General features: G+C 68.4%; 30 protein-coding genes. 9 read left to right on the plus strand and 21 right to left on the minus strand.

Annotation, left to right across the window (positions count from 1 at the left end; all coding sequences use genetic code 11):
* Positions 1 to 3 precede the first annotated feature (3 nt).
* The 5 genes from nadC to FFI97_RS16035 form a co-directional block, all read right to left on the minus strand.
* Positions 4 to 882 (minus strand): carboxylating nicotinate-nucleotide diphosphorylase, encoded by an 879-nt coding sequence (nadC, locus tag FFI97_RS16015; protein ID WP_139700182.1) that lies wholly within the window; start codon positions 880 to 882, stop codon positions 4 to 6.
* A gap of 23 nt (positions 883 to 905) precedes the next feature.
* Entirely contained in the window at positions 906 to 1952 is a 1047-nt protein-coding gene (locus FFI97_RS16020) for an NAD(P)H-dependent glycerol-3-phosphate dehydrogenase (RefSeq protein ID WP_139700180.1), read from the minus strand.
* Between the two features lie 28 nt (positions 1953 to 1980).
* Complete coding sequence (gene secB / locus FFI97_RS16025; protein ID WP_056578332.1) at positions 1981 to 2445, minus strand: protein-export chaperone SecB; 465 nt, start codon at positions 2443 to 2445, stop codon at positions 1981 to 1983.
* A gap of 128 nt (positions 2446 to 2573) precedes the next feature.
* A complete protein-coding gene (gene grxC, locus FFI97_RS16030) occupies positions 2574 to 2834 on the minus strand; it encodes a glutaredoxin 3 (RefSeq protein ID WP_139700178.1) in 261 nt (86 codons plus the stop codon).
* A gap of 20 nt (positions 2835 to 2854) precedes the next feature.
* Complete coding sequence (locus tag FFI97_RS16035; protein ID WP_370681259.1) at positions 2855 to 3238, minus strand: rhodanese-like domain-containing protein; 384 nt, start codon at positions 3236 to 3238, stop codon at positions 2855 to 2857.
* A 105-nt stretch (positions 3239 to 3343) separates the two neighbouring features.
* Here FFI97_RS16035 and gpmA point away from each other — a divergent pair, with 105 nt between their 5' ends.
* The 3 genes from gpmA (at position 3344) to FFI97_RS16050 (ending at position 6500) form a co-directional block, all read left to right on the plus strand.
* On the plus strand, positions 3344 to 4087 hold the full coding sequence (gene gpmA / locus FFI97_RS16040) for a 2,3-diphosphoglycerate-dependent phosphoglycerate mutase (RefSeq protein WP_013543140.1): 744 nt from the start codon (positions 3344 to 3346) through the stop codon (positions 4085 to 4087).
* A 123-nt stretch (positions 4088 to 4210) separates the two neighbouring features.
* Positions 4211 to 5653 (plus strand): S41 family peptidase, encoded by a 1443-nt coding sequence (locus FFI97_RS16045; RefSeq protein WP_062477129.1) that lies wholly within the window; start codon positions 4211 to 4213, stop codon positions 5651 to 5653.
* Between the two features lie 82 nt (positions 5654 to 5735).
* Complete coding sequence (locus FFI97_RS16050; protein ID WP_139700396.1) at positions 5736 to 6500, plus strand: HesA/MoeB/ThiF family protein; 765 nt, start codon at positions 5736 to 5738, stop codon at positions 6498 to 6500.
* A gap of 28 nt (positions 6501 to 6528) precedes the next feature.
* Here the strand turns inward: FFI97_RS16050 and FFI97_RS16055 are convergent, their stop codons facing one another.
* Entirely contained in the window at positions 6529 to 8550 is a 2022-nt protein-coding gene (locus tag FFI97_RS16055; RefSeq protein ID WP_144004463.1) for an AsmA family protein, read from the minus strand.
* A 257-nt stretch (positions 8551 to 8807) separates the two neighbouring features.
* Between FFI97_RS16055 and FFI97_RS16060 the strand changes: the two genes are divergently transcribed.
* Positions 8808 to 9212, plus strand: a complete 405-nt coding sequence (locus tag FFI97_RS16060) for a response regulator (RefSeq protein ID WP_139700176.1) — start codon at positions 8808 to 8810, stop codon at positions 9210 to 9212.
* Positions 9213 to 9219: 7 nt separating this feature from the next.
* Here FFI97_RS16060 and FFI97_RS16065 read toward each other — a convergent pair whose 3' ends face one another.
* Positions 9220 to 9852: a response regulator transcription factor gene (locus tag FFI97_RS16065; RefSeq protein ID WP_007837167.1), complete on the minus strand. Its 633-nt coding sequence runs from the start codon at positions 9850 to 9852 to the stop codon at positions 9220 to 9222.
* 130 nt (positions 9853 to 9982) lie between these two features.
* Here FFI97_RS16065 and FFI97_RS16070 point away from each other — a divergent pair, with 130 nt between their 5' ends.
* The 5 genes from FFI97_RS16070 (at position 9983) to FFI97_RS16090 (ending at position 13083) form a co-directional block, all read left to right on the plus strand.
* Entirely contained in the window at positions 9983 to 11353 is a 1371-nt protein-coding gene (locus FFI97_RS16070) for a CHASE3 domain-containing protein (RefSeq protein WP_139700174.1), read from the plus strand.
* A 204-nt stretch (positions 11354 to 11557) separates the two neighbouring features.
* A complete protein-coding gene (locus FFI97_RS16075) occupies positions 11558 to 11722 on the plus strand; it encodes a DUF1328 domain-containing protein (RefSeq protein ID WP_070063586.1) in 165 nt (54 codons plus the stop codon).
* Between the two features lie 54 nt (positions 11723 to 11776).
* Positions 11777 to 12151 (plus strand): hypothetical protein, encoded by a 375-nt coding sequence (locus FFI97_RS16080; protein WP_062477074.1) that lies wholly within the window; start codon positions 11777 to 11779, stop codon positions 12149 to 12151.
* Between the two features lie 49 nt (positions 12152 to 12200).
* Positions 12201 to 12584: a hypothetical protein gene (locus FFI97_RS16085; RefSeq protein ID WP_139700173.1), complete on the plus strand. Its 384-nt coding sequence runs from the start codon at positions 12201 to 12203 to the stop codon at positions 12582 to 12584.
* Complete coding sequence (locus FFI97_RS16090; protein ID WP_139700171.1) at positions 12571 to 13083, plus strand: hypothetical protein; 513 nt, start codon at positions 12571 to 12573, stop codon at positions 13081 to 13083. Before FFI97_RS16085 ends, FFI97_RS16090 begins: the two co-directional genes overlap by 14 nt.
* Before the next feature lie 81 nt (positions 13084 to 13164).
* Here the strand turns inward: FFI97_RS16090 and FFI97_RS16095 are convergent, their stop codons facing one another.
* From FFI97_RS16095 to FFI97_RS16160, 14 genes are all read right to left on the minus strand, one after another.
* Entirely contained in the window at positions 13165 to 13659 is a 495-nt protein-coding gene (locus FFI97_RS16095) for a BON domain-containing protein (RefSeq protein WP_062477068.1), read from the minus strand.
* A 136-nt stretch (positions 13660 to 13795) separates the two neighbouring features.
* On the minus strand, positions 13796 to 14620 hold the full coding sequence (locus tag FFI97_RS16100; RefSeq protein ID WP_139700168.1) for a DUF429 domain-containing protein: 825 nt from the start codon (positions 14618 to 14620) through the stop codon (positions 13796 to 13798).
* 13 nt (positions 14621 to 14633) lie between these two features.
* Positions 14634 to 15515 carry a DMT family transporter gene (locus FFI97_RS16105; RefSeq protein WP_062477062.1) on the minus strand — a complete coding sequence of 294 codons (882 nt, stop codon included), beginning with the start codon at positions 15513 to 15515 and terminating at the stop codon, positions 14634 to 14636.
* A 16-nt stretch (positions 15516 to 15531) separates the two neighbouring features.
* Positions 15532 to 15954, minus strand: a complete 423-nt coding sequence (locus tag FFI97_RS16110; protein ID WP_062477059.1) for a BLUF domain-containing protein — start codon at positions 15952 to 15954, stop codon at positions 15532 to 15534.
* A gap of 3 nt (positions 15955 to 15957) precedes the next feature.
* Positions 15958 to 16689 (minus strand): GTP cyclohydrolase I, encoded by a 732-nt coding sequence (gene folE, locus FFI97_RS16115; RefSeq protein ID WP_095743929.1) that lies wholly within the window; start codon positions 16687 to 16689, stop codon positions 15958 to 15960.
* 139 nt (positions 16690 to 16828) lie between these two features.
* Positions 16829 to 17596 (minus strand): endonuclease/exonuclease/phosphatase family protein, encoded by a 768-nt coding sequence (locus FFI97_RS16120; RefSeq protein ID WP_139700166.1) that lies wholly within the window; start codon positions 17594 to 17596, stop codon positions 16829 to 16831.
* Positions 17593 to 18069: a dihydroneopterin triphosphate diphosphatase gene (nudB, locus tag FFI97_RS16125; protein ID WP_139700164.1), complete on the minus strand. Its 477-nt coding sequence runs from the start codon at positions 18067 to 18069 to the stop codon at positions 17593 to 17595. Before nudB ends, FFI97_RS16120 begins: the two co-directional genes overlap by 4 nt.
* Before the next feature lie 7 nt (positions 18070 to 18076).
* On the minus strand, positions 18077 to 19882 hold the full coding sequence (gene aspS / locus FFI97_RS16130) for an aspartate--tRNA ligase (RefSeq protein ID WP_062477047.1): 1806 nt from the start codon (positions 19880 to 19882) through the stop codon (positions 18077 to 18079).
* A 37-nt stretch (positions 19883 to 19919) separates the two neighbouring features.
* Entirely contained in the window at positions 19920 to 20552 is a 633-nt protein-coding gene (locus FFI97_RS16135) for a DUF502 domain-containing protein (RefSeq protein WP_062477045.1), read from the minus strand.
* Between the two features lie 14 nt (positions 20553 to 20566).
* The gene (locus FFI97_RS16140; RefSeq protein ID WP_139700162.1) at positions 20567 to 20908 is read right to left on the minus strand and encodes an FmdB family zinc ribbon protein; all 342 of its coding nucleotides are present in this window, start codon (positions 20906 to 20908) and stop codon (positions 20567 to 20569) included.
* Between the two features lie 106 nt (positions 20909 to 21014).
* Positions 21015 to 22463 carry a sodium:solute symporter family protein gene (locus FFI97_RS16145; protein WP_062477039.1) on the minus strand — a complete coding sequence of 483 codons (1449 nt, stop codon included), beginning with the start codon at positions 22461 to 22463 and terminating at the stop codon, positions 21015 to 21017.
* 19 nt (positions 22464 to 22482) lie between these two features.
* Positions 22483 to 24048, minus strand: coding sequence for a ubiquinone biosynthesis regulatory protein kinase UbiB (gene ubiB / locus FFI97_RS16150; protein WP_139700161.1), 1566 nt, complete (start codon positions 24046 to 24048; stop codon positions 22483 to 22485).
* Positions 24045 to 24602, minus strand: coding sequence for an SCP2 domain-containing protein (locus FFI97_RS16155; protein WP_062477123.1), 558 nt, complete (start codon positions 24600 to 24602; stop codon positions 24045 to 24047). The genes ubiB and FFI97_RS16155 overlap by 4 nt, the downstream gene beginning before the upstream one ends.
* Positions 24603 to 24659: 57 nt before the next feature.
* Positions 24660 to 25664: a Tim44 domain-containing protein gene (locus FFI97_RS16160; RefSeq protein WP_139700159.1), complete on the minus strand. Its 1005-nt coding sequence runs from the start codon at positions 25662 to 25664 to the stop codon at positions 24660 to 24662.
* Positions 25665 to 25699 lie beyond the last annotated feature (35 nt).

The following is a 25699-nucleotide window of genomic DNA, read 5'->3' on the forward strand; positions in this document are numbered from 1 at the left end:
GGTTCAGTGGGTCAGGAAGCGCATCGAGTAGTCGATGGCCTTCACGTCCTTGGTCAACGCGCCGATCGAGATCCGGTCGACACCGGTCTCGGCCAGGGCGCGCAGGCCGTCGAGCGTGACGCCGCCCGAGATCTCGAGCACGGCCTTGCGGCTCTCGCCCGCGGCGTCGTTCAGGCGCACGGCCTCGCGCAGCGTGGGCAGGTCCATGTTGTCGAGCAGCACCATGCGGGCGCCGGCGTCCAGCGCTTCCTGCAGCTGGGCCAGGGTCTCGACCTCGACCTCGACAAAGGCGGCCTGCGCGGCCACGGGCGCCACCGCGCGCAGGGCGGCGGCCACGCCACCGGCCGCGGCGATGTGGTTTTCCTTGATGAGCACCGCGTCGTACAGGCCGATGCGGTGGTTCAGCCCGCCGCCGGTGCGCACCGCGTACTTCTGCGCCAGGCGCAGGCCCGGCAGGGTTTTGCGGGTGTCGACGATGCGGGCACGGGTGCCCTTCACGGCGTCGGCGTACAGCGCGGTCTTGGTGGCGACGGCGCTCAGCAGCTGCAGGAAGTTGAGCGCGGTGCGCTCGGCCGTCAGCAGCGCGCGGGCGCCGCCTTCGATTTCAAGCACGGGCTGGTCGGCGGCGCAGCGCTGGCCCTCGCCGCACAGCCAGGTGATGCGCGCCTGCGGATCGAGCCGCCGCACGGTGGCCTCGACCCAGGGCGCGCCGCACACCACGGCGGTTTCGCGCGCGAGCACGCGGGCATGGGCGGTGCGGGAGGCGTCGACCAGCGAGGCGGTCAGGTCGCCGTCGGCGACGTCTTCCTGCAGGGCGCGGGCGACGTCGGACTCGGCCAGCGCGGCGACGGCCGACGCCGAGAAATCAAAGCGAGGGCTCATGTCTCTGGAATCTCTAATCTTCTTCAGGAGGAATGGCGCGAGGCCGGGCCGGCGGGCGGCTGTTGCTGCACCGACTCGGGCACCGGGTCGCGCCCGGTCAGCGCCGCCACGGCGTCGCGCGGGCTCACCTGGCCGTCGAGCAGCGCGACCACGCCTTCGGCGATGGGCATCTCGATGCCCAGGCCGCGCGCGCGCTGCACCACGGTGCGGGCGCAGTACACGCCCTCGGCCACGTGGCCCAGCGAATCGACGGCCTGCGCGAGCGTACGGCCCTGGGCCAGCAGCAGCCCGACCTTGCGGTTGCGCGACAGGTCGCCGGTGGCGGTCAGCACGAGGTCGCCCAGGCCCGACAGGCCCATGAAGGTGTCGGCGCGGGCGCCGAGCGCCAGGCCGAAGCGGGTCATTTCAGCCAGGCCGCGGGTGATCAGCGCCGCGCGGGCGTTGAGCCCGAGCGCGAGGCCGTCGCACAGCCCGGTGGCGATGGCGAGCACGTTCTTCACGGCGCCGCCGACTTCGACGCCGACGATGTCGTCGTTGGCGTACACGCGCAAGGCCGGGCCGTGGAAGGCGTCGACCAGCGCATCGCGCACGCCGGCGTGCGGGCTGGCGGCCACCAGCGCGGTCGGACGCCCTTCGGCGACCTCCTGCGCAAAGCTGGGGCCGCTGAGCACGCCCGCCTTCAGTTCGGGAGCGACCTGGGCCCAGATCTCGTGGGCGAGCAGGCCGTAGGCGGTGGGAGAGGCATCGAGCGCGGGTTCGACGCCCTTGCACAGCCACGCCACCTGGGCGGTGGTGCCGCGCAGGGCGAGCAGCTGGTCGCGCAGGGCGGCCATGGGCGTGGCCACGATGACGAGGTCGGCCCCGGCCTGCGCCTGGGCGATGTCGCCCGCGCGCACGGCCAGCGAGGCCGGCAGGGCCAGCCCGGGAAGGTAGCGGGTGTTTTCACGCGCGGCCGACATGGCGTCGGCCTGGGCGGCATCGCGCGCCCACAGCGTGACCTCGTGGCGGGCCGCCGCGTTGACTGCGACGGCCGTGCCCCAGGCACCGGCGCCATGAACGCAGATCTTCATCGTGCGCTGGCGGCGTCGTGCGGCCGGTTTACTGGGCCAGGGTGGGGGCAGCCTGGCCGGCGGCCTGGGCTTGCTGCTGCTCGTACATGGCCTGGAAGTTGATTTCGGCCAGGTGCACGGGCGGGAAGCCGCCGCGCTGGATCACGTCGGCCACGTTGCCGCGCAGGTACGGGTAGACGATCTGCGGGCAGGCGATGCCCAGGATCGGGCCCATCTGGTCTTCCGGCAGGTTGCGGATCTCGAAGATGCCGGCTTGCTTGGCTTCGACCAGGAACACGGTGCGGTCTTCGATCTTGGTCTGCACGGTGGCCGACACGGTGATCTCGAAGATGCCGTCGGCCACGGGCTGGGCGTCCACGCCGAGCTGGATGTCGACGGTGGGCTGCGTCTGCTCCAGCAGGATCGCGGGCGAGTTGGGTTGTTCGAGCGACAGGTCCTTGAGGTAGACGCGCTGGATCTGGAACACGGGATCTTGGGCTTGCTGGTCGGCCATGGCTGAACTTTCGAGGATCAAAACAATGCCCGCCGGGGAGAGGGTCCCGCAGCGGGCTGCAGATGAGGGAACAAACGATTATCGCCCGACGGCCCGCGCACTTTCGTGACGCCCGGCCGCGTGGGACTTCAGGCGCCTTGCAGCAGCGGGACCAGGCCGCCGCGGCTGTCCAGGGCCATGAGGTCGTCGCAGCCGCCCACGTGGGTGTCGCCGATGAAGATCTGCGGCACCGTGCGGCGCTGGGTGATCTCCATCATGGTGGTGCGGGCTTGCGGATCGGTGTCGATGCGGATCTCTTCGATCTGCTCGACGCCCTTGACTTTGAGGATCTGCTTTGCACGCGTGCAGTACGGGCAGACGGCGGTGGTGTACATCTTGACGGCTTGCATGCGCTCTACCTTGGGGAAAATCAGGCTTTTTCAACCGGCAGGTTAGCCTCTTTCCAGGCCTTGAGCCCGCCAGCGACGGCTTGGGCCTGCTCGTAGCCGAGCTTCTTGGCCGTGGCCACGGCGCGCTGGGCGCGGGCGCCGGTGGCGCACACCAGCAGCAGCGGCACGTTCTTGTTCTTGACCGTGCTGGCCAGCTTTTCGTCCAGCAGGTTCAGGGGCACGTTCTTGGCGCCGATCATGTGGCCGGTCGCGAATTCTTCGGGTTCGCGCACGTCGACCAGCACCGCGCGTTCGCGGTTGATGAGCTGCACGGCACCCTGGGCCGTGAGCGTGCCGCCGCCCGCACCCCGGAGCATCGGCCAGGCCAGCATGCCGCCCGAGGTGAGCGCCATCAGGATCAGCATCCAGTTCGCGGTGACGAATTCGATCAATTTCACGGGGGTTCCTTGGATGGCAAACCCGGGATTTTAGAATGCTGGTTTTCCCACGCGCTGCCAAAGGCCTCCGACATGCACAAACTGGTACTGATCCGCCACGGCGAATCGACCTGGAACCTCGAAAACCGCTTCACCGGCTGGACCGACGTCGACCTGACCGAAACCGGCGTCGAGCAGGCCAAGCAGGCCGGCCGGCTGCTCAAGGCCGAGGGCTACGACTTCGACGTGGCCTACACCAGCGTGCTCAAGCGCGCTACCCGCACCCTCTGGCACACGCTCGACGAACTCGACCGCACCTGGCTGCCCGTGGTGCACTCCTGGCGCCTGAACGAGCGCCACTACGGCGGCCTGCAGGGCCTGAACAAGGCCGAAACGGCCAAGAAGTACGGCGACGAGCAGGTGCTGGTCTGGCGCCGCAGCTACAGCACCCCGCCGCCGCCGCTGGAAGCCGACGACCCGCGCAGCGAGCGCTCCGACGTGCGCTACGCCAAGCTCTCGCCCGAGCAGATCCCGCTGACCGAATGCCTGAAGGACACGGTGGCGCGCGTGCTGCCGTTCTGGAACGAGTCGATGGCCCCGGCCATCCGCACCGGCCGCCGCCTGGTCGTGGCCGCGCACGGCAACTCGATCCGCGCGCTGGTGAAGTACCTGGACGGCATCTCGGACGACGCCATCGTCGGCCTGAACATCCCGAACGGCATCCCGCTCGTGTACGAGCTGGACGACGACCTCAAGCCCCTGCGCCACTACTACCTGGGCGATGCCGCGGCCGCCGAAAAGGCCGCCGCCGCGGTGGCTTCGCAGGGCAAGGGCTGAAGACGTAAGCAAAAGAAGAAAACCCCGCCTGCCGGTTCCTCCGTGGAACCCCGGCAGGCAATTTGCTTCCAAGCTGTGTATATTGGTTCGACAGCCGTCGACATACAGGACATTTCACTCATGATGGGCCAGAAACTGAAGATCACCGGCTGGGTCGCCGCCGGCGCCGTTGCTGGCGTCCTGACCACCGTCTCGCTGCAGACGGTCGCGCGGGGTTCGCTCGCGCCGCTCCCGCTCGAGGAATTGCAGCAGCTCGCGGCCGTCTTCGGGATGGTCAAGAGCGACTATGTCGAAGCGGTCGACGAGAAGAAACTCATCTCGGACGCCATCTCGGGCATGGTCGCCGGGCTCGATCCGCACTCGCAGTACTTCGACAAGAAGTCTTTCAAGGAATTCCGCGAGGGCACCACGGGCCGCTTCGTCGGCGTGGGCATCGAAATCTCGCAGGAAGACGGCCTCATCAAGGTCGTCTCCCCCATCGAGGGCTCGCCGGCCTTCCGCGCCGGCTTGAAACCGAACGACCTGATCACCAAGATCGACGACACCGCCGTGCGCGGCCTGTCGCTGAACGAAGCCGTCAAGCGCATGCGCGGCGAGGCCAACACCAAGGTGCTGCTGACCATCTTCCGCAAGGACGAGAGCCGCACCTTCCCGGTCACGATCACGCGCGAGGAAATCCGTACCCAGTCGGTGCGCGGCAAGATGATCGAGCCGGGCTACGGCTGGATCCGCCTGTCGCAGTTCCAGGAGCGCACGGTCGACGACTTCGTCAAGAAGATCGAGGAGCTCTACAAGGAAGACCCGAACCTCAAGGGTCTGGTGCTCGACCTGCGCAACGACCCGGGCGGCCTGCTCGATGCGGCGGTGGCGGTGTCGGCGGCCTTCCTGCCCGAGAACGTCACGGTGGTCACCACCGACGGCCAGCTGGCCGAAAGCAAGTCGATCTACAAGGCGGCGCCCGAGTACTACCAGCGCCGTTCGGGCAGCGACCCGCTGCGCAACCTGCCGGCAGCACTCAAGAACGTGCCCCTGGTGGTGCTGGTGAACGAAGGCTCGGCCTCGGCCAGCGAGATCGTGGCCGGCGCGCTGCAAGACCACAAGCGCGCCACCATCATGGGCAGCCAGACCTTCGGCAAGGGCTCGGTGCAGACCGTGCGCCCGCTCGGCCCGGACACCGGCCTGAAGATCACCACCGCGCGCTACTACACCCCCAGCGGCACCTCGATCCAGGCCAAGGGCATCGTGCCCAACGTGCTGGTCGACGAAAGCGCCGAGGGCAGCCCCTTCGCCGCCCTGCGCATGCGCGAGGCCGACCTCGAGAAGCACCTGGCCAGCGGCCAGGGCCCCGAGGTGAAGGACCCCGAGCGTGAAAAGGCCCGCGACGAAGCCCGCAAGCGCCTCGAGGAAGAAGCCAAGAAGCCGCCGCAGGACCGCAAGGTGCCCGAGTTCGGCACCGACAAGGACTTCCCGCTGGTGCAGGCGCTCAACCGCCTGAAGGGCCAGCCGGTGCTCGTGAGCAAGACGCAGGTCATCGTCGACAACAAGGACGAGAAGAAGGAAAACTGATCCCGGCGAGCGGGCCGCACGCACCGTGCGGTTCGCGCCACCGGCGTTTTCCCCTCCCCCGCACAGGCCCAGGCAGGCGCGCATGGACGATCACGACCTGCTGCGCTATTCGCGGCACATCCTCCTCGAAGAATTCGGCATTGACGGCCAGGCGCGCGTCAGCGCCGGGCGGGTGCTCGTCATCGGCGCCGGCGGGCTGGGCTCGCCGGTGGCCCTGTACCTCGCGGCAGCGGGGGTCGGCCACATCGTGCTGGTCGATGACGACGAGGTCGATCTCACCAACCTGCAGCGGCAGGTGGCCCACACCCACGCGCGGGTGGGCCAGTCCAAGGTCGCATCCGCCGCGCAGGCCATGCGCGACATCAACCCCGACATCGCCATCGAGACCCACGCCGTGCGCGCCGACGAGGCGCTGCTGTCGCGGCTCGTGGCTGAGGCCGACGTGGTGGTCGACTGCTGCGACAACTTCGCCACCCGGCAGGCCGTGAACCGCGCCTGCGTGGCGCACGCCAAGCCGCTGGTGGCGGGCGCGGCGATCCGCTTCGACGGCCAGCTGAGCGTGTACGACACGCGCGACGCCGCCTGCCCCTGCTACGCCTGCCTGTTCCCGCCCGAGGCCAGCTTCGAGGAAACGCGCTGCGCGGTGCTCGGCGTGTTCGGCCCGGTGGTCGGCACCATCGGCACGCTGCAGGCCAGCGAGGCGCTCAAGCTGCTGGCCGGCATCGGCCCGTCGCTGGCGGGCAAGCTGCTGATGTTCGACGGTCGCAGCACCGGCTTCGATACGCTGCGCGTCTCGCGCGACCCGCACTGCAGCGTCTGCGCGCAGCGGCCCCAGGCCGGCGCCTGAGCGCCCGCCTGCCCTCTTCTTTCTTTCGTTAAGGCTGGCGAGCCCCCTTGGCCCGCGCCGCACCGCGCGCGGCGGCCCCGGCCGTGGGCCGGTTCGCCAGTGCCAGCACGCCCGTGCAGTCGGCGTTCTCACCGGGGCCGGTCTCGATGGTCGCGGCCAGCGCCAGCAGCGGGTTGATGGCGCCCAGCGCCAGCGCCGCCAGGCCGCGGCCGGCCAGCGGCCCGATCTCGACGCCGCCCTTGGGCGCACCGAAGGTGCCGCTCACGACCAATGGCGTACGCAGCGACAGGAAGCTGGCGCTCTTGGGCTCGGGCCGGATCACGAAGTCCAGCGACTCGGTCGCGAGGTTGGCCTGGCCGGTGGCGGTGAAGACGGCGTTGGTGGTGTCCAGCACCAGCGTGCGCCCGTTCATCACGCCCTTGTTCACGTCGAAGGCCAGCGCGGCGCAGCGCAGCTCCACGTCGCGGTCGCCGCGCAGCAGGAACTTCAGGATGTCGCCGCCCACCAGCGTCGCGAACACGGGCATCAGGTTGCCGAACTGGCCGCGGCCCGACAGCACCGCCATGTCGCCCGACGCGCCGCCCAGCCAGCCAGCCACCGAATTGCCGGCGCCCGACAGGTTGATGCGCCCGTCGAGCCGGCCGACGCTGTTGCCCGAGTTCTCCAGCTTGGGAATGAGCCGCGCCAGCCGCAGGCCGCGCACGTCGAGCGAGGCGCGGATGTCGGCCGGCGTCTTGGTGGCGTCGATGCGGATCGCGCCCACGAGCTTGCCGTTGGCCACGCCCAGGTCCAGCGGGTCGAGCGACAGCACGCCGTCGGTCAGCTTGATCTTGGCGCTGCCGCGGTCCAGCGGCACCTCGCGCACGTTGCGGATGGTTTCGGCGGTGTAGCTCACGTCGGCGTTCATGGCGTGCAGCCGCGCGAAGTCGAAGGGGTTGGTCGGCAGCACCTTGCCGCCGGGCGGGCGCTTGGGCTGGGCCGAGGCGACCGGCGCCACGCCTTCCACCGCGTTGGCCGAACGCGCCGTGGGCGGCAGGCCGATCAGCGGGCCGAGGTCGTCCATGTCCATGACACGCGAGCGCAGCGTGCCCGACAGGCGCGGCACCTTGCCGGCCTGGTCGAAGGCCATGTCGCCGCCGATGTCCGACAGGCCCAGCCGGCCGTTGAGCCCCGCCGCCTCCCAGAGCTTGCCGCGCTTGCGCAGGCCGCCGCTCAGCGCATAGGGCGGGGTCTGCGGCAGCACGATGCCCAGCAGCGGGTACAGCGCGCTCAGCGTCTGGCCCTTGATCTGGAACGTGGCGTCGATGCCGTCGAAGCCCGCGAGCTGGGCCACCGTGCCATTGGCCTTGAGCCGGGTCTGGCCGGCGGCGGCGTTGATCTCGAGCGGGAACGGCGGCGCGCCCGCGGCGTTGATCTGCAGCACGTTGCCGGTGCGCCCGTCGGCCGTGAGCGGCTGGCCCTTGTAGCGACCCTTGATGCGGTAGTGCAGCGGCAGCTCGCCGCGGTTGCTGTCGTAGTCCAGGTCCGCGTGCACGTCGACGCCCAGGTGCTGGGCCAGGAAGTCGACGGCGCCCTTGTCGACCTGGATCAGGCCGATGGTGGGCACGGTGCCGGTGTCGGAGGTGTCCTTGCCGAAGGCCCAGGTGCGGCGCCCGTCGGGTTCCATCTGCAGGCCGACGGTGGGCGCGGTCAGCGCCAGGCTCGGAATGACCACCCGCTTGTCGATCAGCGGCCACAGGCGGATCTCGAAGCTCGCGCGCTCGGCCTTCACCAGGTAGGGGTCGCGCGCCCAGTCGGGGTTGGCGAATTCGATGCCGTCGAAGTGGATGGTGGCGGCTTTCCAGCCCAGGTCCACGTCGAGCCGGCGGGTGATCTCGAACTTGCGCCCGGTCTTCTCGCTCACGAAGCGGTTGAGCGGCTCGCGCAGCGTGTCCCACGGAAAGAAGGCCACGAGGAGCGCGAACGCGGTCAGCAGGACGGCGACCAGCAGCACGAAGGCCGCCAGCAACTTCTGCCAGCGCGGCCGGGTGCGAAGGGATTGGGTTGCCATGGTCGATTCTTACCCGGATGCGCGCCCGAACCGGGTCGGCGGCGGGCCGCAGACCCCGTGCGGCTTGGCCTACGGGCGGGCGAGAGGCGGCGTGGAGACAGCCGCCTGCACATGCGTCGGAACCCGCCTACAACGCGCGGCCCTTGAACCCTGCATGATCCGCTGCGGGAAAGCCTCAATGTCCATGGGCAGGCTCTCTCCTCCGCAGGGCGCTTGGACACGAGCACCTGCCCACCTCAGAGGAAGCGCGGTTCGGCATGGATTCCAGATTGCAGACCTACGTTGTCGAAGACAACCCCACGATCCGTGAAAACCTCATCGGCACTCTGGAAGAGCTCACCTGCACCACGGTCGTGGGCTTTGCGGAAACCGAGCAGCACGCGCGCGACTGGCTGCGCGACCATGCCGACGAATGGCACCTGGCCATCGTCGATCTCTTTCTCAAGCAGGGAAGTGGCCTGGGCATCCTTCAGGCCTGCCAGTCGCGCAAGCCCGGCCAGAAGGTGGTGGTGCTCAGCAACTATGCGACGCCCGACATCCGGCGCCGCTGCGCCGAGTTCGGGGTCGACGCGGTGTTCGACAAGTCGAACGAGATCGACGCACTGGTCGACTTCTGCATCCGCCAGGCCGCCGCGCTGCGGTCCGTGCCCGGCGATGCCTAGGCGCAGCTCAATCGATGAGCTTGTTCTTCAGCGCGTAGTAGGTCAGGTCGCTGTTGGAGGACAGGTTCATCTTCTCCATCAGCCGCGTGCGGTAGGTGCTCACCGTCTTCACCGACAGCGACAGCGTCTTGGCGATGTCGCCGGCGGTCTCGCCCTTGGCCAGCTTCAGGAACACCTGGAACTCGCGCTCCGAGAGCTGCTCGTGCGGCGCGGCGTCGTCCTTGCGGTCGAGCTGGCGGGCCAGCAGTTCGGCCACGGCGGGCGTGATGTAGCGCCGGCCCAGCGAAATGGTGCGAATGGCGTTCACGATCTCGATCGGATCGCATTCCTTGTTGAGGTAGCCGCTGGCGCCCTGACGGATCAGGTTCATCGCGTAGTGCTCCTCGGGGTAGCCGCTGAGGATCAGTATCCCCACGTCCGGCGCCTTGGCGCGGATCATGGCGAGTGCATCGATACCGCTTTGTCCCGGCATGGAGAGATCCATCACCAGCACGTCCAGTTCGGTGGTGCGTACCAGCTCGATGGCTTCACGGCCGCTCGCTGCCTCGCCCGCCACGCGCAGGTCCACGTGCTCGGAGAAGAACTGCCGGAGGCCCGATCGCACGATGGCGTGGTCGTCCACAATTCCAATTTTGATCATCTGTTACTTTCGTCGTTGTGCCGCAGCTTTGGAAGCCGCAGCATGCCGGTCCCTGATTGTTATCAATTATTCACGAAGTTGCATTGAATGCGACCCTAAGGGTGTCATGCACTGGTTAGCCCCCCAAAAAATGGCCGTGAGCCTGTTGCTCGCGGCGCTGGCCGCACTGGCCCTCGTGGGCATCAACGAGGCAGGATACCGGCAATCGAGCCGCGCCCTGGCGGACATCGACGAGGCGCAGCAGATCCGCGGCACGCTCAACCAGATCCTGCAGAACATGCTGGACGCCGAAACCGGCCAGCGCGGCTTCCTGCTCACGGGCGAAGCCGCCTACCGCCAGCCCTACGACATCGCGGTCAAGCAGGTGGACGGCAACCTGGCCACGCTGCGCCAGCTGTACGCCGAACGCCCGGCCGAGCGCACCCAACTGTCCGAGCTGTCCAAGCACGTGCTGCGCAAGATCGCCGAGATGGACATGAGCGTGCGGCTGCGCCACGAGGGCAACGAGGACGCCTGGAAGTTCGTCATGACCACCGATGTCGGCCGCGAGGAGATGGAAGCCATCCGCGCCACCGCCAACGAGCTGGTGAAGACCAGCAACGCGACGCTGCAGGCCGGCCAGCTGCAGGTGATGAAGTCGCTGCAGCTGGCGCGCGTCGGCACCGGCATCGTGGCGCTGGCGGCGCTGATCGCCTTCTTCCTGTACCTGCGCCAGACGCACGCGCTGCGCTCCGTGGGCGAGCGCCAGCAGGAAGCGCTGCAACGCGAACGCAATGCCCTCGAAGACGAGGTGCGCGAGCGCACCGCCTCTCTGGCCGAACTCGCCACCCACCTGCAGGACGTGCGCGAGACCGAGCGCGGCTACCTGGCGCGCGAGCTGCACGACGAGTTGGGCTCGCTGCTCACGGCCGCCAAGCTCGACGTGGCGCGGCTGAAGTCGCGCCTGGCCGACTCACCCGACGCGATCCAGCGCCTGCAGCATCTGACCGAGCTGCTCAACAGCGGCATCGCGCTGAAGCGCCGCATCATCGAGGACCTGCGGCCTTCGTCGCTCTCCAACCTCGGGCTGGTCGCCTCGCTGGAAATCCTGGGGCGCGAGTTCGGAGAGCGCTCGGGCCTGGAGATCGAGATGGCGCTGGAGCCCGTGACCATGGACGAGTCGCGCCAGCTCACGATCTACCGCATGGTGCAGGAGAGCCTGACCAACATCGGCAAGTACGCCGAGGCGAGCGAAGCCACCATCGTGCTGAAGAACTACGCCAACCACGTGATCGTGGAGGTGGCCGACAACGGCAAGGGCTTCGACGCGCAGCGCATGCGCCCGTCGACGCACGGCCTGGCGGGCATGCGCCACCGGGTCGAGGCGGCGCGCGGCAAGCTCACCATCACCTCGGCGCCAGGCCAGGGTACGCGGCTCACCGCGATGCTGCCGGTGGTGAAGCCGACACCGCAGGCCGGCACGCCGGCGAGCCTCGACACCCCCGCGTCGCGCGGCGCCTGACGCAGGCGCTGGCATTTCTTCACGCCCCGGGCCTGCGGCGACTCGGTCGCCTCCTACGCACCCCCGCCCCAGTCGCTGACAGGGCCGATGCGGCCCCGCCCTTAAGGTGGGTCCTGTGTCATCCGGCACCGGGCCGCGTCTTCCGTGATGCGCCCGGATGCATGGTTTCAAACCACAAAGAGGGAAGCCTCGAAGGAGTTCCGCATGCTGCACTACGCCGTGGTATTTCTGGTCATCGCACTCATCGCTGCCGTGTTCGGCTTCGGTGGCATTGCCGCCAGCGCGGTGGGGATCGCCAAGGTCCTTTTCATCATCTTTGCCGTGCTCGCCATCGCCAGCTTCCTGGCCGGCTTGCTACGACGCAAGTAGCGTAGTTACGATCCACAGGCTCCCGCATTTCATCTTCCCGGAAAGGACTCTCCCATGAACACGACCAAGACCCCTTCGCAACTCGCCGACGACGTGCGCCAGACCGCCCAGGAAGCGGCCGAAACCACCCGCGCCTACGCTCAGAACGCGGTGAATGCGGCGGGCGAAAAGGTCCGCGAACTGCGTCGCGACGCCGAGCCGGGTGTCGAGCAGTTGGCCGCACGCGTGCAGCAAGCCGTGCAGCGCGGTCTCGACGCCGCCTCGACCACCAGCGCCCGCGCGCACCGCCGCATCGAGCAGGCCGCCGACGTGACGGGCCGCTACATCTCCGACCAGCCCGTGCGCTCGGTGCTGCTGGCCGCCGCTGCCGGCGCCGCCATCACGGCACTGATCGTGCTGGCCAGCCGCCGCAACCGCGACGACTACTGATCCGTTGCATCGCCACTGACCGACCGACCCCGCCCGACCACCCTCGCACATGCTTCATCCGATCTTCTCGACGGTGCTCGGGCACCCGGAGCTCATTGCCGATCACATCGCCAACTACGCAGCCCTTGTCCGGCAGGAGAGTGCCGTGGCGGGACGCGGCCTGGTTGCCCGACTGGTCGCGGGCGTCCTGGCCGTGGCCACCGCCGTGCTCGCCCTCGGGCTGATCGGCGTGGCCGTGCTGCTCGGCGTGCTGCACGGCAGCTTCCACTGGGTGCTGGTGGTCGTGCCTGCCGTGGCGGTGGTGATCGCGGCGATCTGCACCTGGATCGCCACCCGCCCGAGTCCGAACTACGGCTTCGACGATCTGCGCGCCCAGCTGGCCGCGGACCTCGACGCGCTGCATGCCGCCGGAGCCCGCCATGAGCAGCCCTGATCCCCGCCGCCCTGGCGCACCGCAACTCACGCCGCAACAGCGGCTGGCCCTCTCGCGCCGCGCGCTCGTGCGGCAACTGAACGGCGGCGAGCCCGACGCGCCGGCGCCCCATCGCGCCCTGGCTGCCGGCGACACCGACGACGATCTCGAATACGCACACACCGACGCCAGCGATGCGCCACCCGCCTCGCCGGGGCGCCGCCACAACGTCTGGAGCACGATGGCGCGCGGCGTGGTGCAGCGCTGGTGGCGTCGCCATCCCGCGCACGCGGCCGGCCAGCTGGCCCGCCCCCTGCTCGAACACTACGCCCGCACCGAGCCCGTCAAGCTCATGGCCGCCGCGGCCGCCACGGGCTCGCTGCTGGTGCTCGTGCGGCCCTGGCGGCTGCTCTCGGCCACGGCCGTGATCGCGGCGGTGCTCAAGACCTCCGACGTGGCCGACCTGGTCAACACGCTGCTGCAGAAGCCTGCGCGACCGCCTCGGCAAGACCCGCCCTGACGTCACGCCAACGCGTGGCATGCAGACAAGAAAAAGCCCGGTCGAACCGGGCTTTTTTGCTGGGCGCGGCGCAAGGGCCGGTCAGCCCTTCACTTCGAGCTGGTTGTTCACCGACTTCACGCCTTGCACGGCCTTGGCGATCTCCTCGGCGCGCGACTTGGCGGCGGCCGTCGGTGCCGGGCCCTTGAGGCTCACGGCGCCGCCCTTGGTGTCGACGTCGATCTTTATCGCGCTCAGGTCCGGGTCCTTGGCCAGGCCGGCCGAGACCGAGGCGGTGATCGCGGCATCGTCGACCGTGGCGGTCACGGCGGCGGTGGCGTCCTTGGCGGCTTCCTTCACATCGGCCGTGGCGCCGGCCATGCCGGTCTTGGCATCGGCCGCGGCCTGTTCGGTCTTGGCCTTGGCATCGGAGGCCGCCTGCTCGGTCTTGGCGACGGCGCTGTCGAGCTTTTCACCGGCGGTCTGGTTGCCCGGCTTGTCGCAGGCGGCCAGGGTCAGCGCGGCGCCGGCGGCGAGCACGGCGAGCCAGGTGCGCGAGGTGGCAAAGGGAGCGAGGGAACGGTTCGACGTTGTCATGGGAAATCCTCCTGCGGTCGGAAATGGGTGCATGGACCGGCTTGGTCCACGCCAGTCAATCTAGTCCCCACCGCCCGCGCCCGGGTGTCGCCACAGGCCCGAAGCGCTGTAGGACAAGCAAGCGACGGCAGGCCGCTCAGGCGCTGACGATCCAGCCTTCGAGCGGGTCCATGGACCCCGGCAATCCGTAGCCCGGCCCGGGGCTGCCGGCGCGCTGGCGGGCCCAGGCGGCCTGCAGCAGGCACAGCACCGCGTCGAGCTCGTCGCCCTTGGCGTCGGCGCGCAGCCCGTCGCGCTGCGCGGCCGTGAGTTGGAGGCGCAGGCCGAGCCGCGAGCGTCCGGCCTCGAGCGCGGCCAGCAGGTCGGCGCGCGCGGCCTCGCGTTCGGGCGACTGGCGCGCGAGGTCGTCGCTCTTGTAGCTGCGCCGGCCGATCAGCTCGCGGGCCAGCAGGCCGGGATAGGCCTCCAGCGCGATGCGCTCCTTGTGCGTGCCCGTGTGCAGGCCCGGCAAGGTGGCGCCGGCCGCGAGCAGGCGCGGCACGCCGGCGTGCAGCATGTAGGCGACCGGCGGGTTCACCCATTTCATCGACGGGCTCGATCCGGCCGGCGCATCGGTCGCACGGTGCGCGAACTTGCCGCCGACCGGACGCGCCGCGCAAAAGGCGGCGAAGGTGTCGCGGATCTCGGCGCGGCTCAGGCCGGCGTAGTGGGCGATCAGCGCGTCCCACGCGGCCGGCCACTGCAGGTGCTCGACCAGTTCGCGTGGCAGGCCGAAGGGAAAGTCGAATCCGCCGACCCAGGCGGGCGTGCTGCTGTCGAGCCATTGGCCCCAGGCGTCGAGCGTGGCGAAGCGGTGCAGGCCGGTCAGCGTGACAGCGTCCGGGCCTGCGCTCTCGCCGACGGCCACGACGATGGGTTTGCGGGCGGTCGGTGCGCTCGAGAAATCGCAGCCGAAGAGCATCGCCCGCCTTCGGTCAACCCAGTGCGAGCGCGATCACGCCAGCCGCGATGAACAGCGCGCCCAGCAGCCGCAGCATGCGGTCGCCTTCGCGCAGCAGGTGCCCGCCGATCAGCGCGGCGAACAGCATCGACACCTCGCGCGCCGGCGCGACGTGCGAGATGGGCGCCTGCTGCACCGCGTACAGCACGAGCACGTACGAGACGGGGCTGATCGCCGCCACCAGCAGCGCGTACTTCCACTGCTCACGCCACATGCGCACGGTGGTCGCGCGGTCCTGCAGCGCGGCGGGCAGCAGCAGCACGAGGCGCACGAAGTTGCTCATGTAGTCGAGCAGGATCGGCGACATGGCGAGGAACTTGACGGCGTAGCTGTCGGTGACCGTGTAGGCCGCGATGAAGGCGCCGGTCAGCACGCCGTAGCGCATGCCCTTGTGCACGCGCTCGCGCTGCACCGGGTCATGCTTCTTGTGAAAGAGGCGCGGGCCGCCGGCCACCAGGAACACGCCGAGCACCACGCCGAAGATGCCGGCCACGCCGACGAGGCTGATCTTCTCGCCCAGGAACAGGATCGCGACCAGCGACGACAGCAGCGGCCCCGAGCCGCGCGCCAGCGGGTAGACCACCGTGAGATCGGACTTGCGGTAGCCGCGCAACAGCACGACGTAATAGAAGACGTGCAGCACGCCGCTCAGCACGATGAAGGCCCACTCCTTCGTGCCCCAGGTCGGCACGACGCTCCAGCCGAGCGTGATGCCCACGGGCGCCCACACCACGGCCATGAACACGCCGCTCTGGAACGCGAAGCGTGAATCGCCGTTCGCCTTCTTGGCGGCGATGTTCCAGCTGGCGTGGATGACGCCAGCCAGCAGGATCAGTGCGAACGCGGAAAGGGGCACCCCGGTCGAACCGGGATCAGTGGCGGCCGACGATGGCGGCGGTGGCCATCAGTTCTTCGAGCAGCGCGAGCGAGACCTTGCCCGAGACCTTGTACGGGTCGAGCTCGGGCTTCTCGGAGTACTTCAGCAGCGTCGAGGCGTTGAGCTTGGAGAGGTTGACCTGCCCCATCGTCCAGCCACCGAAGCGGCGCTCGGAGATTTCTTCGTAGTGCAGCAGCACCACGTCCTTGTGGCGCGGATCGCGCTGGATGTGGCCGTAGAGATCGCTGATGGCGTCGCGACCACCCTCGATGGCCTGCAGGAAGGTGCCGGCGCCGTAGCAGAGGATGCCCGTGATGCCGCAGGCCGGGTTGTGCGTGCGCGATTTCGCGAGGATCGCCTCGATGGCCTCGGGGCTGGTATCGACGGCGCGACTGGCATAGAGAAGTCGGACCAGCATGGCTCAGCTCTTTCGTGGCAGGAGGGAGAGGAATTCGCGACGCAGGCTCGGATCCTTGAGGAACACGCCGCGCATGACGGAGTTGATCATCTTGCTGTCCATTTCCTTCACGCCGCGCCAGGCCATGCAGAAGTGCTCGGCCTCCATGACCAGCGCCAGGCCGTCGGGCTGGGTCTTTTCCTGGATCAGGTCGGCCAGCTGCACCACGGCTTCTTCCTGGATCTGCGGACGGCCCATGACCCATTCGGCCAGGCGCGCGTACTTGGACAGGCCGATCACGTTGGTGTGCTCGTTGGGCATCACGCCGATCCACAGCTTGCCGATGATCGGGCAGAAGTGGTGCGAGCAGGCGCTGCGCACGGTGATCGGGCCGACGATCATCAGCTCGTTCAGGTGCTCGGCGTTGGGAAACTCGGTGAGCGGAGGTGCCGGCACATAGCGGCCGCGGAACACCTCGTTGAGGTACATCTTGGCCACGCGGCGCGCGGTGTTGTCGGTGTTGTGGTCGTTCTCGACGTCGATGACCAGGCTCTCGAGCACGGCCTTCATCTTGACCTCGACCTCGTCGAGCAGCGACTCCAGTTCGCCCGGCTGGATGAACTCGGCGATGTTGTCGTTGGCGTTGAAACGCTTGCGCGCTGCATTCAGTCGCTCGCGGATCTTGACGGAGACGGGCGTGCCCTCGTCATCGTCTTTTCGATCGGGAAGCGGTTCGACGTCGGTTTTCCTCAGCATCCGCAGATGGTATCAGTGAACCCTTTTTCAGCACCGCCAGAGGGGAAACACCGCGGAACCGGCTTTGCCGGGCCGCTGGTGTTGCCCCCGGCAGGGGGTTGGAGAAGCGACACGCAGTGCGCGAAGCCTGGGGGCGAGCTCAGGCCAGCGCGAAGTCGGCGACCAGCGGAAGGTGGTCGGACATGCGGGCCCAGATCGGGCCGCGCGGCACGTTGCAGGCCAGCGGTTCGAGCTGGCGGCCATAGACGAAATCGAGCTGCGTCACGGGCAGGCGCGAGGGGTATGTGAGCGTGCGCGGGCCGCGCAGGTCGCTGGTGTCGCGCAGGCCCATGGCGTTCATGGCGTAGCGCATGCGCGCGCCCCAGTCGTTGAAATCGCCGGCCACCACCACGGCCTCGTCGGCCGGCACCTCGCGCTCGATGAACTCGCGCAGCCGGGCCACCTGCCGCACGCGGCTGCCCTTGATGAGCCCCAGGTGCACCACGATGGCGTGCACCCGGCGCCCTTCCACGTCGATCACGGCATGCAGCAGGCCGCGCTGTTCGAAGCGGTGGTCGGAGATGTCCTGGTGGCTGGTGCGGATCACCGGCCAGCGCGTGAGCAGCGCGTTGCCGTGCTCGCCGTGGCGCGTGACAGCGTTGGTCTCGTAGACGGCCGTGTAGCCCTCGGGCGCCAGAAAGTCGGCCTGCGGCAGCTCGGGCCAGCGCGGAAAGCGGGCGGCGGCCTGGCGGTTCATCTTGCGCACTTCCTGCAGGCAGACGATGTCGGCATCGAGCTGCTCGATGGCGTGGCCCAGGTTGTGGATCTCGAGCCGACGCGCCGGCCCGATCCCCTGCACACCCTTGTGGATGTTGTAGGTCGCGACCCGGAGGTTCTGCGTTGCTGCTGCGGCGGCCGGTGGGTTCATCGCGCAAATTCTGGCAGCAACAGAATGGCTTCGGCGTTCGACGGGGAAAAGCAGGCGTCCGCCGCCTCGTGGTACGGCAGCCATTGCCAGTCGGTGTGCTCGCGCGGGTCGAGCCGGGGTGTCAGGCGCTCGGGCACGCACAGGCCGAACAGGTGCTCGGTGTTGTGGGTGACGCCGGGCTCGTAGCGCGCGCGCCAGCCGGGGTAGATCTCGTAGATGTTGCGCAGTTGCCAGTCGACCAGTTGCGACGCCAGCGGCGTGCCTTCACTGCAATCGATGCCGGTCTCCTCGGCCACTTCGCGTGCGGCGGTGAGCGCGAGCGGCTCGTCGACTGCGTCCTTGCTTCCAGTGACCGACTGCCAGAAGTCGGACTCGGCATCCGCACGCCGGATGAGCAGCACATCGAGTGCCGGCGTGTGGATCACGACCAGCACCGACTCCGGGATCTTCCAGGGCCGGGTGCCGGTCGTCATGGCTGCATCAGGCCGCCTGCGGCGTGTTGCGCAGCTTGATGTGCAGTTCGCGCAGCTGCTTCTCGTCGACCGGGCTCGGCGCCTGCGTCAGCAGGTCTTGCGCGCGCTGGGTCTTGGGGAAGGCGATCACGTCGCGGATCGACTCGGCGCCGGTCATGAGCATGACGAGGCGGTCCAGGCCGATGGCGATGCCGCCGTGCGGCGGGGCGCCGTACTGCAGCGCGTCCAGCAGGAAGCCGAACTTGAGCTGCGCGTCCTCGGCGCTGATCTTCAGCGCGCGGAACACCTTGCTCTGCACTTCCTCGCGGTGGATCCGCACCGAACCGCCGCCCATCTCGATGCCGTTGAGCACCATGTCGTAGGCCTTGGCGATGCACTTCTCGGGCGCGGTGTCCATGAGGTCTTCATGGCCGTCCTTCGGTGCGGTGAACGGATGGTGCACGGCGCTCCAGCGCTGGCCTTCCTCGTCGAACTCGAACATCGGGAAGTCGACCACCCACAGCGGTGCCCAGCGGTCGTCGAAGAGGCCGGCCTTCTTGCCGAAGGCGCTGTGGCCGATCTTCACGCGCAGCGCGCCGATGGCATCGTTGACGACCTTTTCCTTGTCGGCGCCGAAGAACAGGATGTCGCCGTTGCGCGCACCCGTGCGAGCGATGATCTCGGCCAGCGTGGCGTCGTCCAGGTTCTTGACGATCGGGCTTTGCAGGCCGTCGCGGCCGGCGGCGGCGTCGTTGACCTTGATGTAGGCCAGGCCCTTGGCACCGTAGATCTTCACGAACTCCTGGTAGGCGTCGATCTCGCCGCGCGACAGGCCGCCCTCGGCACCGCCGCCGGGCACGCGCAGCGCGACCACGCGACCGCCGGCCATGGTGGCGGCGTTGGAGAACACCTTGAACTCGACGCGCTTCATCAGTTCGGTGAGTTCGGTGAACTCGAGCTTCACGCGCAGGTCGGGCTTGTCCGAGCCGTACTTGAACATCGCGTCGGCGTAGCTCATGGTCGGGAACACCGGCAGGTCGATGTCCGCGGCGTTGCGGAACACGTTGCGGATCATGCCTTCGAACATCTCGCGGATCTCTTCCTCGGCGAGGAACGAGGTCTCGATGTCGATCTGCGTGAATTCAGGCTGGCGGTCGGCGCGCAGGTCTTCGTCGCGGAAGCACTTCACGATCTGGTAGTAGCGGTCGTAGCCGGCCACCATCAGCAGCTGCTTGAACAGCTGGGGCGACTGCGGCAACGCGAAGAAGCTGCCGTCGTGCACGCGGCTGGGCACGAGGTAGTCGCGCGCGCCTTCGGGCGTGGACTTGCCCAGCATCGGCGTCTCGATGTCGATGAAGCCGTTGGCATCGAGGAACTTGCGCGTTTCCATCGTCACCTTGTAGCGCAGCATCATGTTGCGCTGCATGGCCGGGCGGCGCAGGTCGAGCACGCGGTGCGTGAGGCGGGTGGTTTCCGACAGGTTGTCGTCGTCCAGCAGGAACGGGGGCGTGACCGAGGGGTTCAGCACCTTCAGTTCGTGGCACAGCACTTCGATCTTGCCGCTCTTGAGGCTGTCGTTGGTCGTGCCTTCGGGGCGCGCGCGCACCAGGCCGGTGATCTGCACGCAGAACTCGTTGCGCAGGTTCTCGGCCACGGCGAAGGTCGAGGCGCGGTCGGGGTCGCACACCACCTGCACGTAGCCTTCGCGGTCGCGCACGTCGATGAAGATCACGCCGCCGTGGTCGCGGCGACGGTTGACCCACCCGCACAGGGTGACGGTCTGGCCCAACAGGGCTTCGGTCACAAGACCGCAATAGTGAGTACGCATGGCCATAGAGATGACTTCCGGCGCCGTCGTGGCGCGTTCGTTTTTATGAGTTGGATGGCTTGATCGCCACCGAGGAGGGGCCGCCTGGAACGACCACGCCCATCGAGACGATGTACTTGAGCGCTTCGTCCACGCTCATCTTCAGTTCGACGCAGTCACTGCGCTTGAGCATGACGAAGTAGCCGCCCGTGGGGTTGGGCGTGGTCGGCACGTAGACGCTGAGGAATTCCTCGCTGCCTAGGTACTCGGCCACCTCGTTGCCCGGCGCGCCGGTCACGAAGGCAATGGTCCACACGCTCTCGCGCGGCCACTGGATCAGCACTGCCGTGCGGAATGCGTTGCCGTTCTCGGAGAACAGCGTGTCCGACACCTGCTTGACGCTCGAGTAGATCGAGCGCACGACCGGAATGCGGCGCACCACGGCGTCGCCCCAGCCGAGCAGGCGCTTGCCGACGAAGTTGCTCGCAATGGCACCGACCACCAGCAGGATGGCCAGCGTGAGCAGCACACCGAGCCCGCGGATGTTGTTGTCGTAGAGCCAGCGCTGCCATGCGCCCGGCAGCACCCACAGCGTCTGGTCGAGCGTGTCGATGATCCACTTCAGCACCGCCAGGGTGATGAACAGCGGAACGATCACCAGCAAGCCGGAGAACAACCATTTGCGCAGGGCGGACATGGGAGAGGGTTCCGTCAGTCGCCGCTCTTGGCGGCAGCCGTTGCAGCGGGGGCCGGCGCAGGAGCGGGCGCCGGTGCGGGGCTGGAGGCGGGGGACGAAGAAGAAGCATCGGCCGACTTGGCGCCGTCGCCGGACGCAGTGGGCGCGGTGGCGGCCTCGGACTTCTTGCCGCCGCCCTCGCGGAAGTCGGTCACGTACCAGCCCGAGCCCTTGAGCTGGAAGCCGGCGGCCGTGACCTGCTTTTCAAATGCGCTCGCACCGCATTCCGGGCACACCGAGAGCGGCGTGTCCGACATCTTCTGCAGAACGTCCTTGGCAAAGCCGCAGGAACTGCACTTGTAGGCGTAAATGGGCATGGGAAATCGGGGGTGGGAATGAGCGACGCAGCTGCCGCTCGCAAAGCCCTCGATTATAGGGGCGCCCCCGCCCGCAGGGGCCGTGGGGGCCCGGCCCGGCCCGCCGTCAGGCCGGCTCGGTCGCCAGGAGGCGGTGCGGCGTGTGAGTGTTCGCTATCCATTGCGGCAGCAGCGAGCCGATGACCATGCCCGCGAAGGAGGACAGCACGCCCGCCAGCTGGGCCGGGAAGGCGGTACCCCAGGGCATGGCCATGAACAGCAGCCAGACGCCGATGCCCCCCACGATCGAGGCGATGGCGCCCTGGGTGGTGGCGCGGCGCCAGTACAGGCCGCACACCAGCGGCACGAAGGCCCCGACCAGCGGCACCTGGTAGGCGCCCGAGACCAGTTCGTAGATCGGCGTGCCCTGCATGCGGATCGCGTAGGCCAGCACGGCGGCGCTGAACAGCAGCACCGTGATGCGCATGGTCATCAGGTTCTCGCGGTCGGTTCCGGCGGGACGGAACTGGCGCCAGATGTTCTCGGTGAAGGTGACGCTGGGCGCCAGCAGCGTGGCCGAGGCGGTCGACTTGATGGCCGAGAGCAGCGCGCCGAAGAACAGCACCTGCATCACGAAGGGCATCTTCTGCAGCACCAGCGTGGGCAGCACCTTCTGCGGATCCTCCTTCAGCAGCACGGCCACCTCCTCCGGCATGATCAGCAGCGCGCTGGCCACCAGGAACATCGGCACGAAGGCGAACAGGATGTAGGCCACGCCGCCGATCACCGGCCCGCGGGTCGCGGCCTTGACGCTGTTGGCCGACATCACGCGCTGGAACACGTCCTGCTGCGGAATGGAGCCCAGCATCATCGTGATGGCCGCGGCAAAGAAGAACACCATGTCGTGCCAGTTGGGCTCGGGCCAGAACTTGAAGAGGTCCTTGCTGACCGCGAAGGCCACCACCTTGTCGGCGCCGCCGGCCATGTCGCCCGCGAACATCGCGATCACCGCAAGGCCGACGACCAGGATGATCATCTGGATGAAGTCGGTCACGGCCACCGACCACATGCCGCCGAACAGCGTGTAGGCCAGGATCGAGACCACGCCGATCACCATGCCCAGCGGGATGCTGATGGCGCCGGCCGACAGCACGTTGAACACCAGCCCCAGCGCCGTGACCTGCGCCGAGACCCAGCCCAGGTAGCTCAGCATGATGATCAGCGAGCAGGCCACTTCCACGCTGCGGCCGTAGCGCTCGCGGTAGTAGTCGCTGATGGTCAAGAGCGTCATGCGGTACAGCTTGCCCGCGAAGAACAGGCCCACCAGGATCAGGCAGGTGCCCGCGCCGAACGGGTCTTCGACCACGCCGCTCAGGCCGCCCTCGATGAACTTGGCCGGGATGCCGAGCACCGTCTCGGACCCGAACCAGGTCGCGAAGGTGGTCGTGATGATCATGAACAGCGGCAGGTGCCGCCCCGCGATCGCGAAGTCGGTGGTGTTCTTCACCCGTTTGGCCGCATACAGGCCGATGGCGATGGTGACCAGCAGATAGACGATGACCAGCGTCAACAACACGGCGAAACTCCTCCAGCCTCTAGAACAAACGCACGCGCACCAGCACTTGCATGGCGAGCAACCCCAGGACGAATCCGATGCCGCCATAGAGGATGGCCTGCAGCAGCCGGTTGGTGCGCTTCTGCGCGGCCAGCAGCTCCTGCAACTCGCGGCGGTGATCGGGCGGCCGATTTTCCAGGAAATCGTGCAGCAAACGCGGCAATTGCGGCAGCAATTTCGCGTAGCGCGGCGCCTCGGCCCGCAGCTGCTGGAACAGCTTCTTCGGCCCGATCTGGTCGATCATCCACTTCTCGAGGAAGGGCTTGGCCGTGGCCCAGAGGTCGAGCTCGGGGTCGATGCTGCGGCCCAGGCCCTCGATGTTCAGCAGGGTCTTCTGCAGCAGCACCAGCTGCGGCTGGATCTCGACGTGGAAGCGGCGCGAGGTCTGGAACAGGCGCATCAGCACCATGCCCAGCGAGATTTCCTTCAGCGGCCGGTCGAAGTACGGCTCGCACACGGTGCGGATCGCCGCCTCGAGCTCGTCGATGCGCGTGCCCTGCGGCACCCAGCCGCTCTCCAGGTGCAGCTCGGCCACGCGCTTGTAGTCGCGCCGGAAGAAGGCCGCGAAGTTCTGCGCGAGGTACTCCTTGTCGGACTCGGTGAGCGTGCCGATGATGCCGAAGTCGAGCGAGATGTAGCGCCCGAAGGTCTCGGGCGCCAGGCTCACCTGGATGTTGCCCGGGTGCATGTCGGCGTGGAAGAAACCGTCGCGGAACACCTGCGTGAAGAAGATCGTCACGCCGTCGCGCGCGAGCTTGGGAATGTCGACGCCGGCAGCGCGCAGCTTGTCGATCTGGGCAATGGGCACGCCGTTCATGCGCTCCATCACGATGACTTCGGGGTGGCAGAAGTCCCAGAACATTTCGGGGATCAGCACCAGGTCGAGCGAGGCCATGTTGCGGCGCAGCTGCGCGGCGTTGGCGGCCTCGCGCACGAGGTCGAGCTCGTCGTGCAGGTACTTGTCGAACTCGCCGACCACCTCGCGCGGCTTCAGGCGCTTGCCGTCGGGCGAGAGCTTCTCGATCCAGCCGGCCATCATGGCCATGAGGGCCAGGTCCTTCTCGATCACGCCGCGCATGTTGGGGCGCAGCACCTTCACCGCCACGTCGCGGATCTCGCCCTGGTTGGTGCGGATGGTCGCGAAGTGCACCTGCGCGATCGAGGCGCTGGCGATGGGCGTTTCGTCGAACTGCACGAACACGTCGCTCACCGGGCGGCGGAAGGCGCGCTCGATGGTCGCGACCGCCACCGCCGAGGGGAACGGCGGCACGCGGTCCTGCAGGAAGGCGAGCTCGTCGGCGATGTCGGGCGGCAGCAGGTCGCGCCGCGTGGACAGCACCTGGCCGAACTTCACGAAGATGGGGCCCAGCCGCTCCAGCGCCTCGCGCAGGCGCTGGCCGCGCGGCGCGTCGAGGTTGCGTCCAACGGAGACGATGCGCGCCACCACGCGCAGCCAGGGCTTCTGGAAGCTCGTGAGCACGAGCTCGTCCAGGCCATAGCGCAGTGCGACCCAGACGATGAACAGGCCGCGATAGAAGCGACTCATTCGGCGTGGCCCGCCGCACCGCCGGCACGGGCCGAGCGGTCGCCGACGAACTGGCGCAGCGCGCCGACCACGCGCCGCACGCCATTGCCCAGCGTGTGCGCGGGCACGTCGCCGATCACGCGGGCCAGGTCGTCCTCGACGTCCCAGCGCACGTGGTCGACCAGCCAGTTGACCTCGGCCGCGAGCTGCACGTCGCCGACGATCTGCACGGAAGGCTTGTCGCCGCGCAGCGTGGCGCGGGCGATGTCGAAGGGGGAGTCATCGATCACGGTGAGCGTGAGTTCGGGCGTGGAGCCGGCAGGTGCCAGGTCGAGCAGGCCGGCCGGCGTGGCCACCAACTCCATCGTCACAAAGCGCCACTGGAAGCGCACCACCCTGCCCTGCTGGCGCAGCAGCCGCTGCTGCGCTTCGGGTTCCTGCTGCAGCACGTGGTTCAGGAACAGCACCGCGCGGTGCTGGATTTCGTGGACGGCCCAGGCCGGCGGTTGCAGGCGTTCGCCGATGCGGTTGAACAGGTCGCCGAGCAAAGAAAAAGGGGACGATGGTGTAGCCATGGTCCCCATTATCCCGTCAGTGCTACGGCCGGGTGACGGCCGTGGCTCAGGTTTTTGTCACTGCAGCGCTTGCACGCCTGCCACCAGCCAGCCGGCGCTGCCGGTCTTGGTCATGTTCCAGACTTCACGGAACGGGGCCGGGCCCGCCGAGGCGTCTTCGCGGATCATGCCGGAGAACTCCACGCTCGCCATGTAGGCGTCGGGCAGCTCTTCGATGCCCAGCAGCTTCGCGTCGAGCATCACGACCTCGGTCTTGTTGAGCGCACCGCCCGTGTGGCTGGCGCGATCGGCCAGCTGCGTGCGGATCTCTTCGACCATGCTGTCGGTCATCATGGAACGCAGCATCGACACGTCGGCGCGGTCCCAGGCGTCTTGCAGGGTCACGAAGTTGCGCTTGGCGGCGGTGAGGAAACCGTCGGCATCGAAGCCCGCGGGGATGCCCCAGGACTGCGAACCGGCCAGTGCCGAACCGATCATGCTGCCGCCGGCTGCGGCACCCGCGGCCGACAGGCTGCTGCCGTGCGATGCCGGCGCGGCGTCGAACGCCGTGGCGTTGCGCTCCCACGGCCGTGCCGAGGCGTCGTTGCCGACGTTGGCCGGGCTGTACTGTGCCGGTGCGCGTGCATCGGCGGGACTGCCGGCGCCCTGGAAGGCGAAAGCGCCCTGGCGGTTGGCGTTGCCCGACGACGCGGCCGAGCGCGCCTTGAAGATGCGCCACACCGCGAGCGCGGCAAAAGCCAGCAGCGCGATCAGCAGGATGTTGGCGAAGCCGGCACCCAGGCCGAGCGAATTCGCGAGCCATGCCAGGCCCAGGCCGGCGGCGAGACCGCCGAGCATCGCGCCCCACGGACGCTTCGGTGCAGCGGCGGCGGGCGTTGCGGGCTTGGGCGCCGCATTGGTCGCGTTCTGCTGCGCGGGGGCCGCGGGCTGCGTGGCCTGGCGCTGCGTCACGTTGGACGACTGGCGACCGACGGACTTGCCGCCACCCATGCGAGCAGCTTCCGCCTGAACGCTCACCAGCACCAGTGCTGCTGCCAAGAACAAAGAACCCAAACTCTTCATGCCGTCTCCTCTTGAGCGAAAAATTCGCGTCGTCA

This window comes from Variovorax sp. KBS0712, assembly GCF_006323185.2.
Classification (GTDB): domain Bacteria; phylum Pseudomonadota; class Gammaproteobacteria; order Burkholderiales; family Burkholderiaceae_C; genus Variovorax; species Variovorax boronicumulans.

Coding starts and splice junctions, on each gene's coding strand:
- nadC (WP_139700182.1), bottom strand. CDS start 882: ATGAGCCCTCGCTTTGATTTCTCGGCGTCGGCCGTCGCCGCGCTGGCC.
- FFI97_RS16020 (WP_139700180.1), bottom strand. CDS start 1,952: ATGAAGATCTGCGTTCATGGCGCCGGTGCCTGGGGCACGGCCGTCGCA.
- secB (WP_056578332.1), bottom strand. CDS start 2,445: ATGGCCGACCAGCAAGCCCAAGATCCCGTGTTCCAGATCCAGCGCGTC.
- grxC (WP_139700178.1), bottom strand. CDS start 2,834: ATGCAAGCCGTCAAGATGTACACCACCGCCGTCTGCCCGTACTGCACG.
- FFI97_RS16035 (WP_370681259.1), bottom strand. CDS start 3,238: ATGCTGATCCTGATGGCGCTCACCTCGGGCGGCATGCTGGCCTGGCCG.
- gpmA (WP_013543140.1), top strand. CDS start 3,344: ATGCACAAACTGGTACTGATCCGCCACGGCGAATCGACCTGGAACCTC.
- FFI97_RS16045 (WP_062477129.1), top strand. CDS start 4,211: ATGGGCCAGAAACTGAAGATCACCGGCTGGGTCGCCGCCGGCGCCGTT.
- FFI97_RS16050 (WP_139700396.1), top strand. CDS start 5,736: ATGGACGATCACGACCTGCTGCGCTATTCGCGGCACATCCTCCTCGAA.
- FFI97_RS16055 (WP_144004463.1), bottom strand. CDS start 8,550: ATGGCAACCCAATCCCTTCGCACCCGGCCGCGCTGGCAGAAGTTGCTG.
- FFI97_RS16060 (WP_139700176.1), top strand. CDS start 8,808: ATGGATTCCAGATTGCAGACCTACGTTGTCGAAGACAACCCCACGATC.
- FFI97_RS16065 (WP_007837167.1), bottom strand. CDS start 9,852: ATGATCAAAATTGGAATTGTGGACGACCACGCCATCGTGCGATCGGGC.
- FFI97_RS16070 (WP_139700174.1), top strand. CDS start 9,983: ATGGCCGTGAGCCTGTTGCTCGCGGCGCTGGCCGCACTGGCCCTCGTG.
- FFI97_RS16075 (WP_070063586.1), top strand. CDS start 11,558: ATGCTGCACTACGCCGTGGTATTTCTGGTCATCGCACTCATCGCTGCC.
- FFI97_RS16080 (WP_062477074.1), top strand. CDS start 11,777: ATGAACACGACCAAGACCCCTTCGCAACTCGCCGACGACGTGCGCCAG.
- FFI97_RS16085 (WP_139700173.1), top strand. CDS start 12,201: ATGCTTCATCCGATCTTCTCGACGGTGCTCGGGCACCCGGAGCTCATT.
- FFI97_RS16090 (WP_139700171.1), top strand. CDS start 12,571: ATGAGCAGCCCTGATCCCCGCCGCCCTGGCGCACCGCAACTCACGCCG.
- FFI97_RS16095 (WP_062477068.1), bottom strand. CDS start 13,659: ATGACAACGTCGAACCGTTCCCTCGCTCCCTTTGCCACCTCGCGCACC.
- FFI97_RS16100 (WP_139700168.1), bottom strand. CDS start 14,620: ATGCTCTTCGGCTGCGATTTCTCGAGCGCACCGACCGCCCGCAAACCC.
- FFI97_RS16110 (WP_062477059.1), bottom strand. CDS start 15,954: ATGCTGGTCCGACTTCTCTATGCCAGTCGCGCCGTCGATACCAGCCCC.
- folE (WP_095743929.1), bottom strand. CDS start 16,689: ATGCTGAGGAAAACCGACGTCGAACCGCTTCCCGATCGAAAAGACGAT.
- FFI97_RS16120 (WP_139700166.1), bottom strand. CDS start 17,596: ATGAACCCACCGGCCGCCGCAGCAGCAACGCAGAACCTCCGGGTCGCG.
- nudB (WP_139700164.1), bottom strand. CDS start 18,069: ATGACGACCGGCACCCGGCCCTGGAAGATCCCGGAGTCGGTGCTGGTC.
- aspS (WP_062477047.1), bottom strand. CDS start 19,882: ATGGCCATGCGTACTCACTATTGCGGTCTTGTGACCGAAGCCCTGTTG.
- FFI97_RS16135 (WP_062477045.1), bottom strand. CDS start 20,552: ATGTCCGCCCTGCGCAAATGGTTGTTCTCCGGCTTGCTGGTGATCGTT.
- FFI97_RS16140 (WP_139700162.1), bottom strand. CDS start 20,908: ATGCCCATTTACGCCTACAAGTGCAGTTCCTGCGGCTTTGCCAAGGAC.
- ubiB (WP_139700161.1), bottom strand. CDS start 24,048: ATGAGTCGCTTCTATCGCGGCCTGTTCATCGTCTGGGTCGCACTGCGC.
- FFI97_RS16155 (WP_062477123.1), bottom strand. CDS start 24,602: ATGGCTACACCATCGTCCCCTTTTTCTTTGCTCGGCGACCTGTTCAAC.
- FFI97_RS16160 (WP_139700159.1), bottom strand. CDS start 25,664: ATGAAGAGTTTGGGTTCTTTGTTCTTGGCAGCAGCACTGGTGCTGGTG.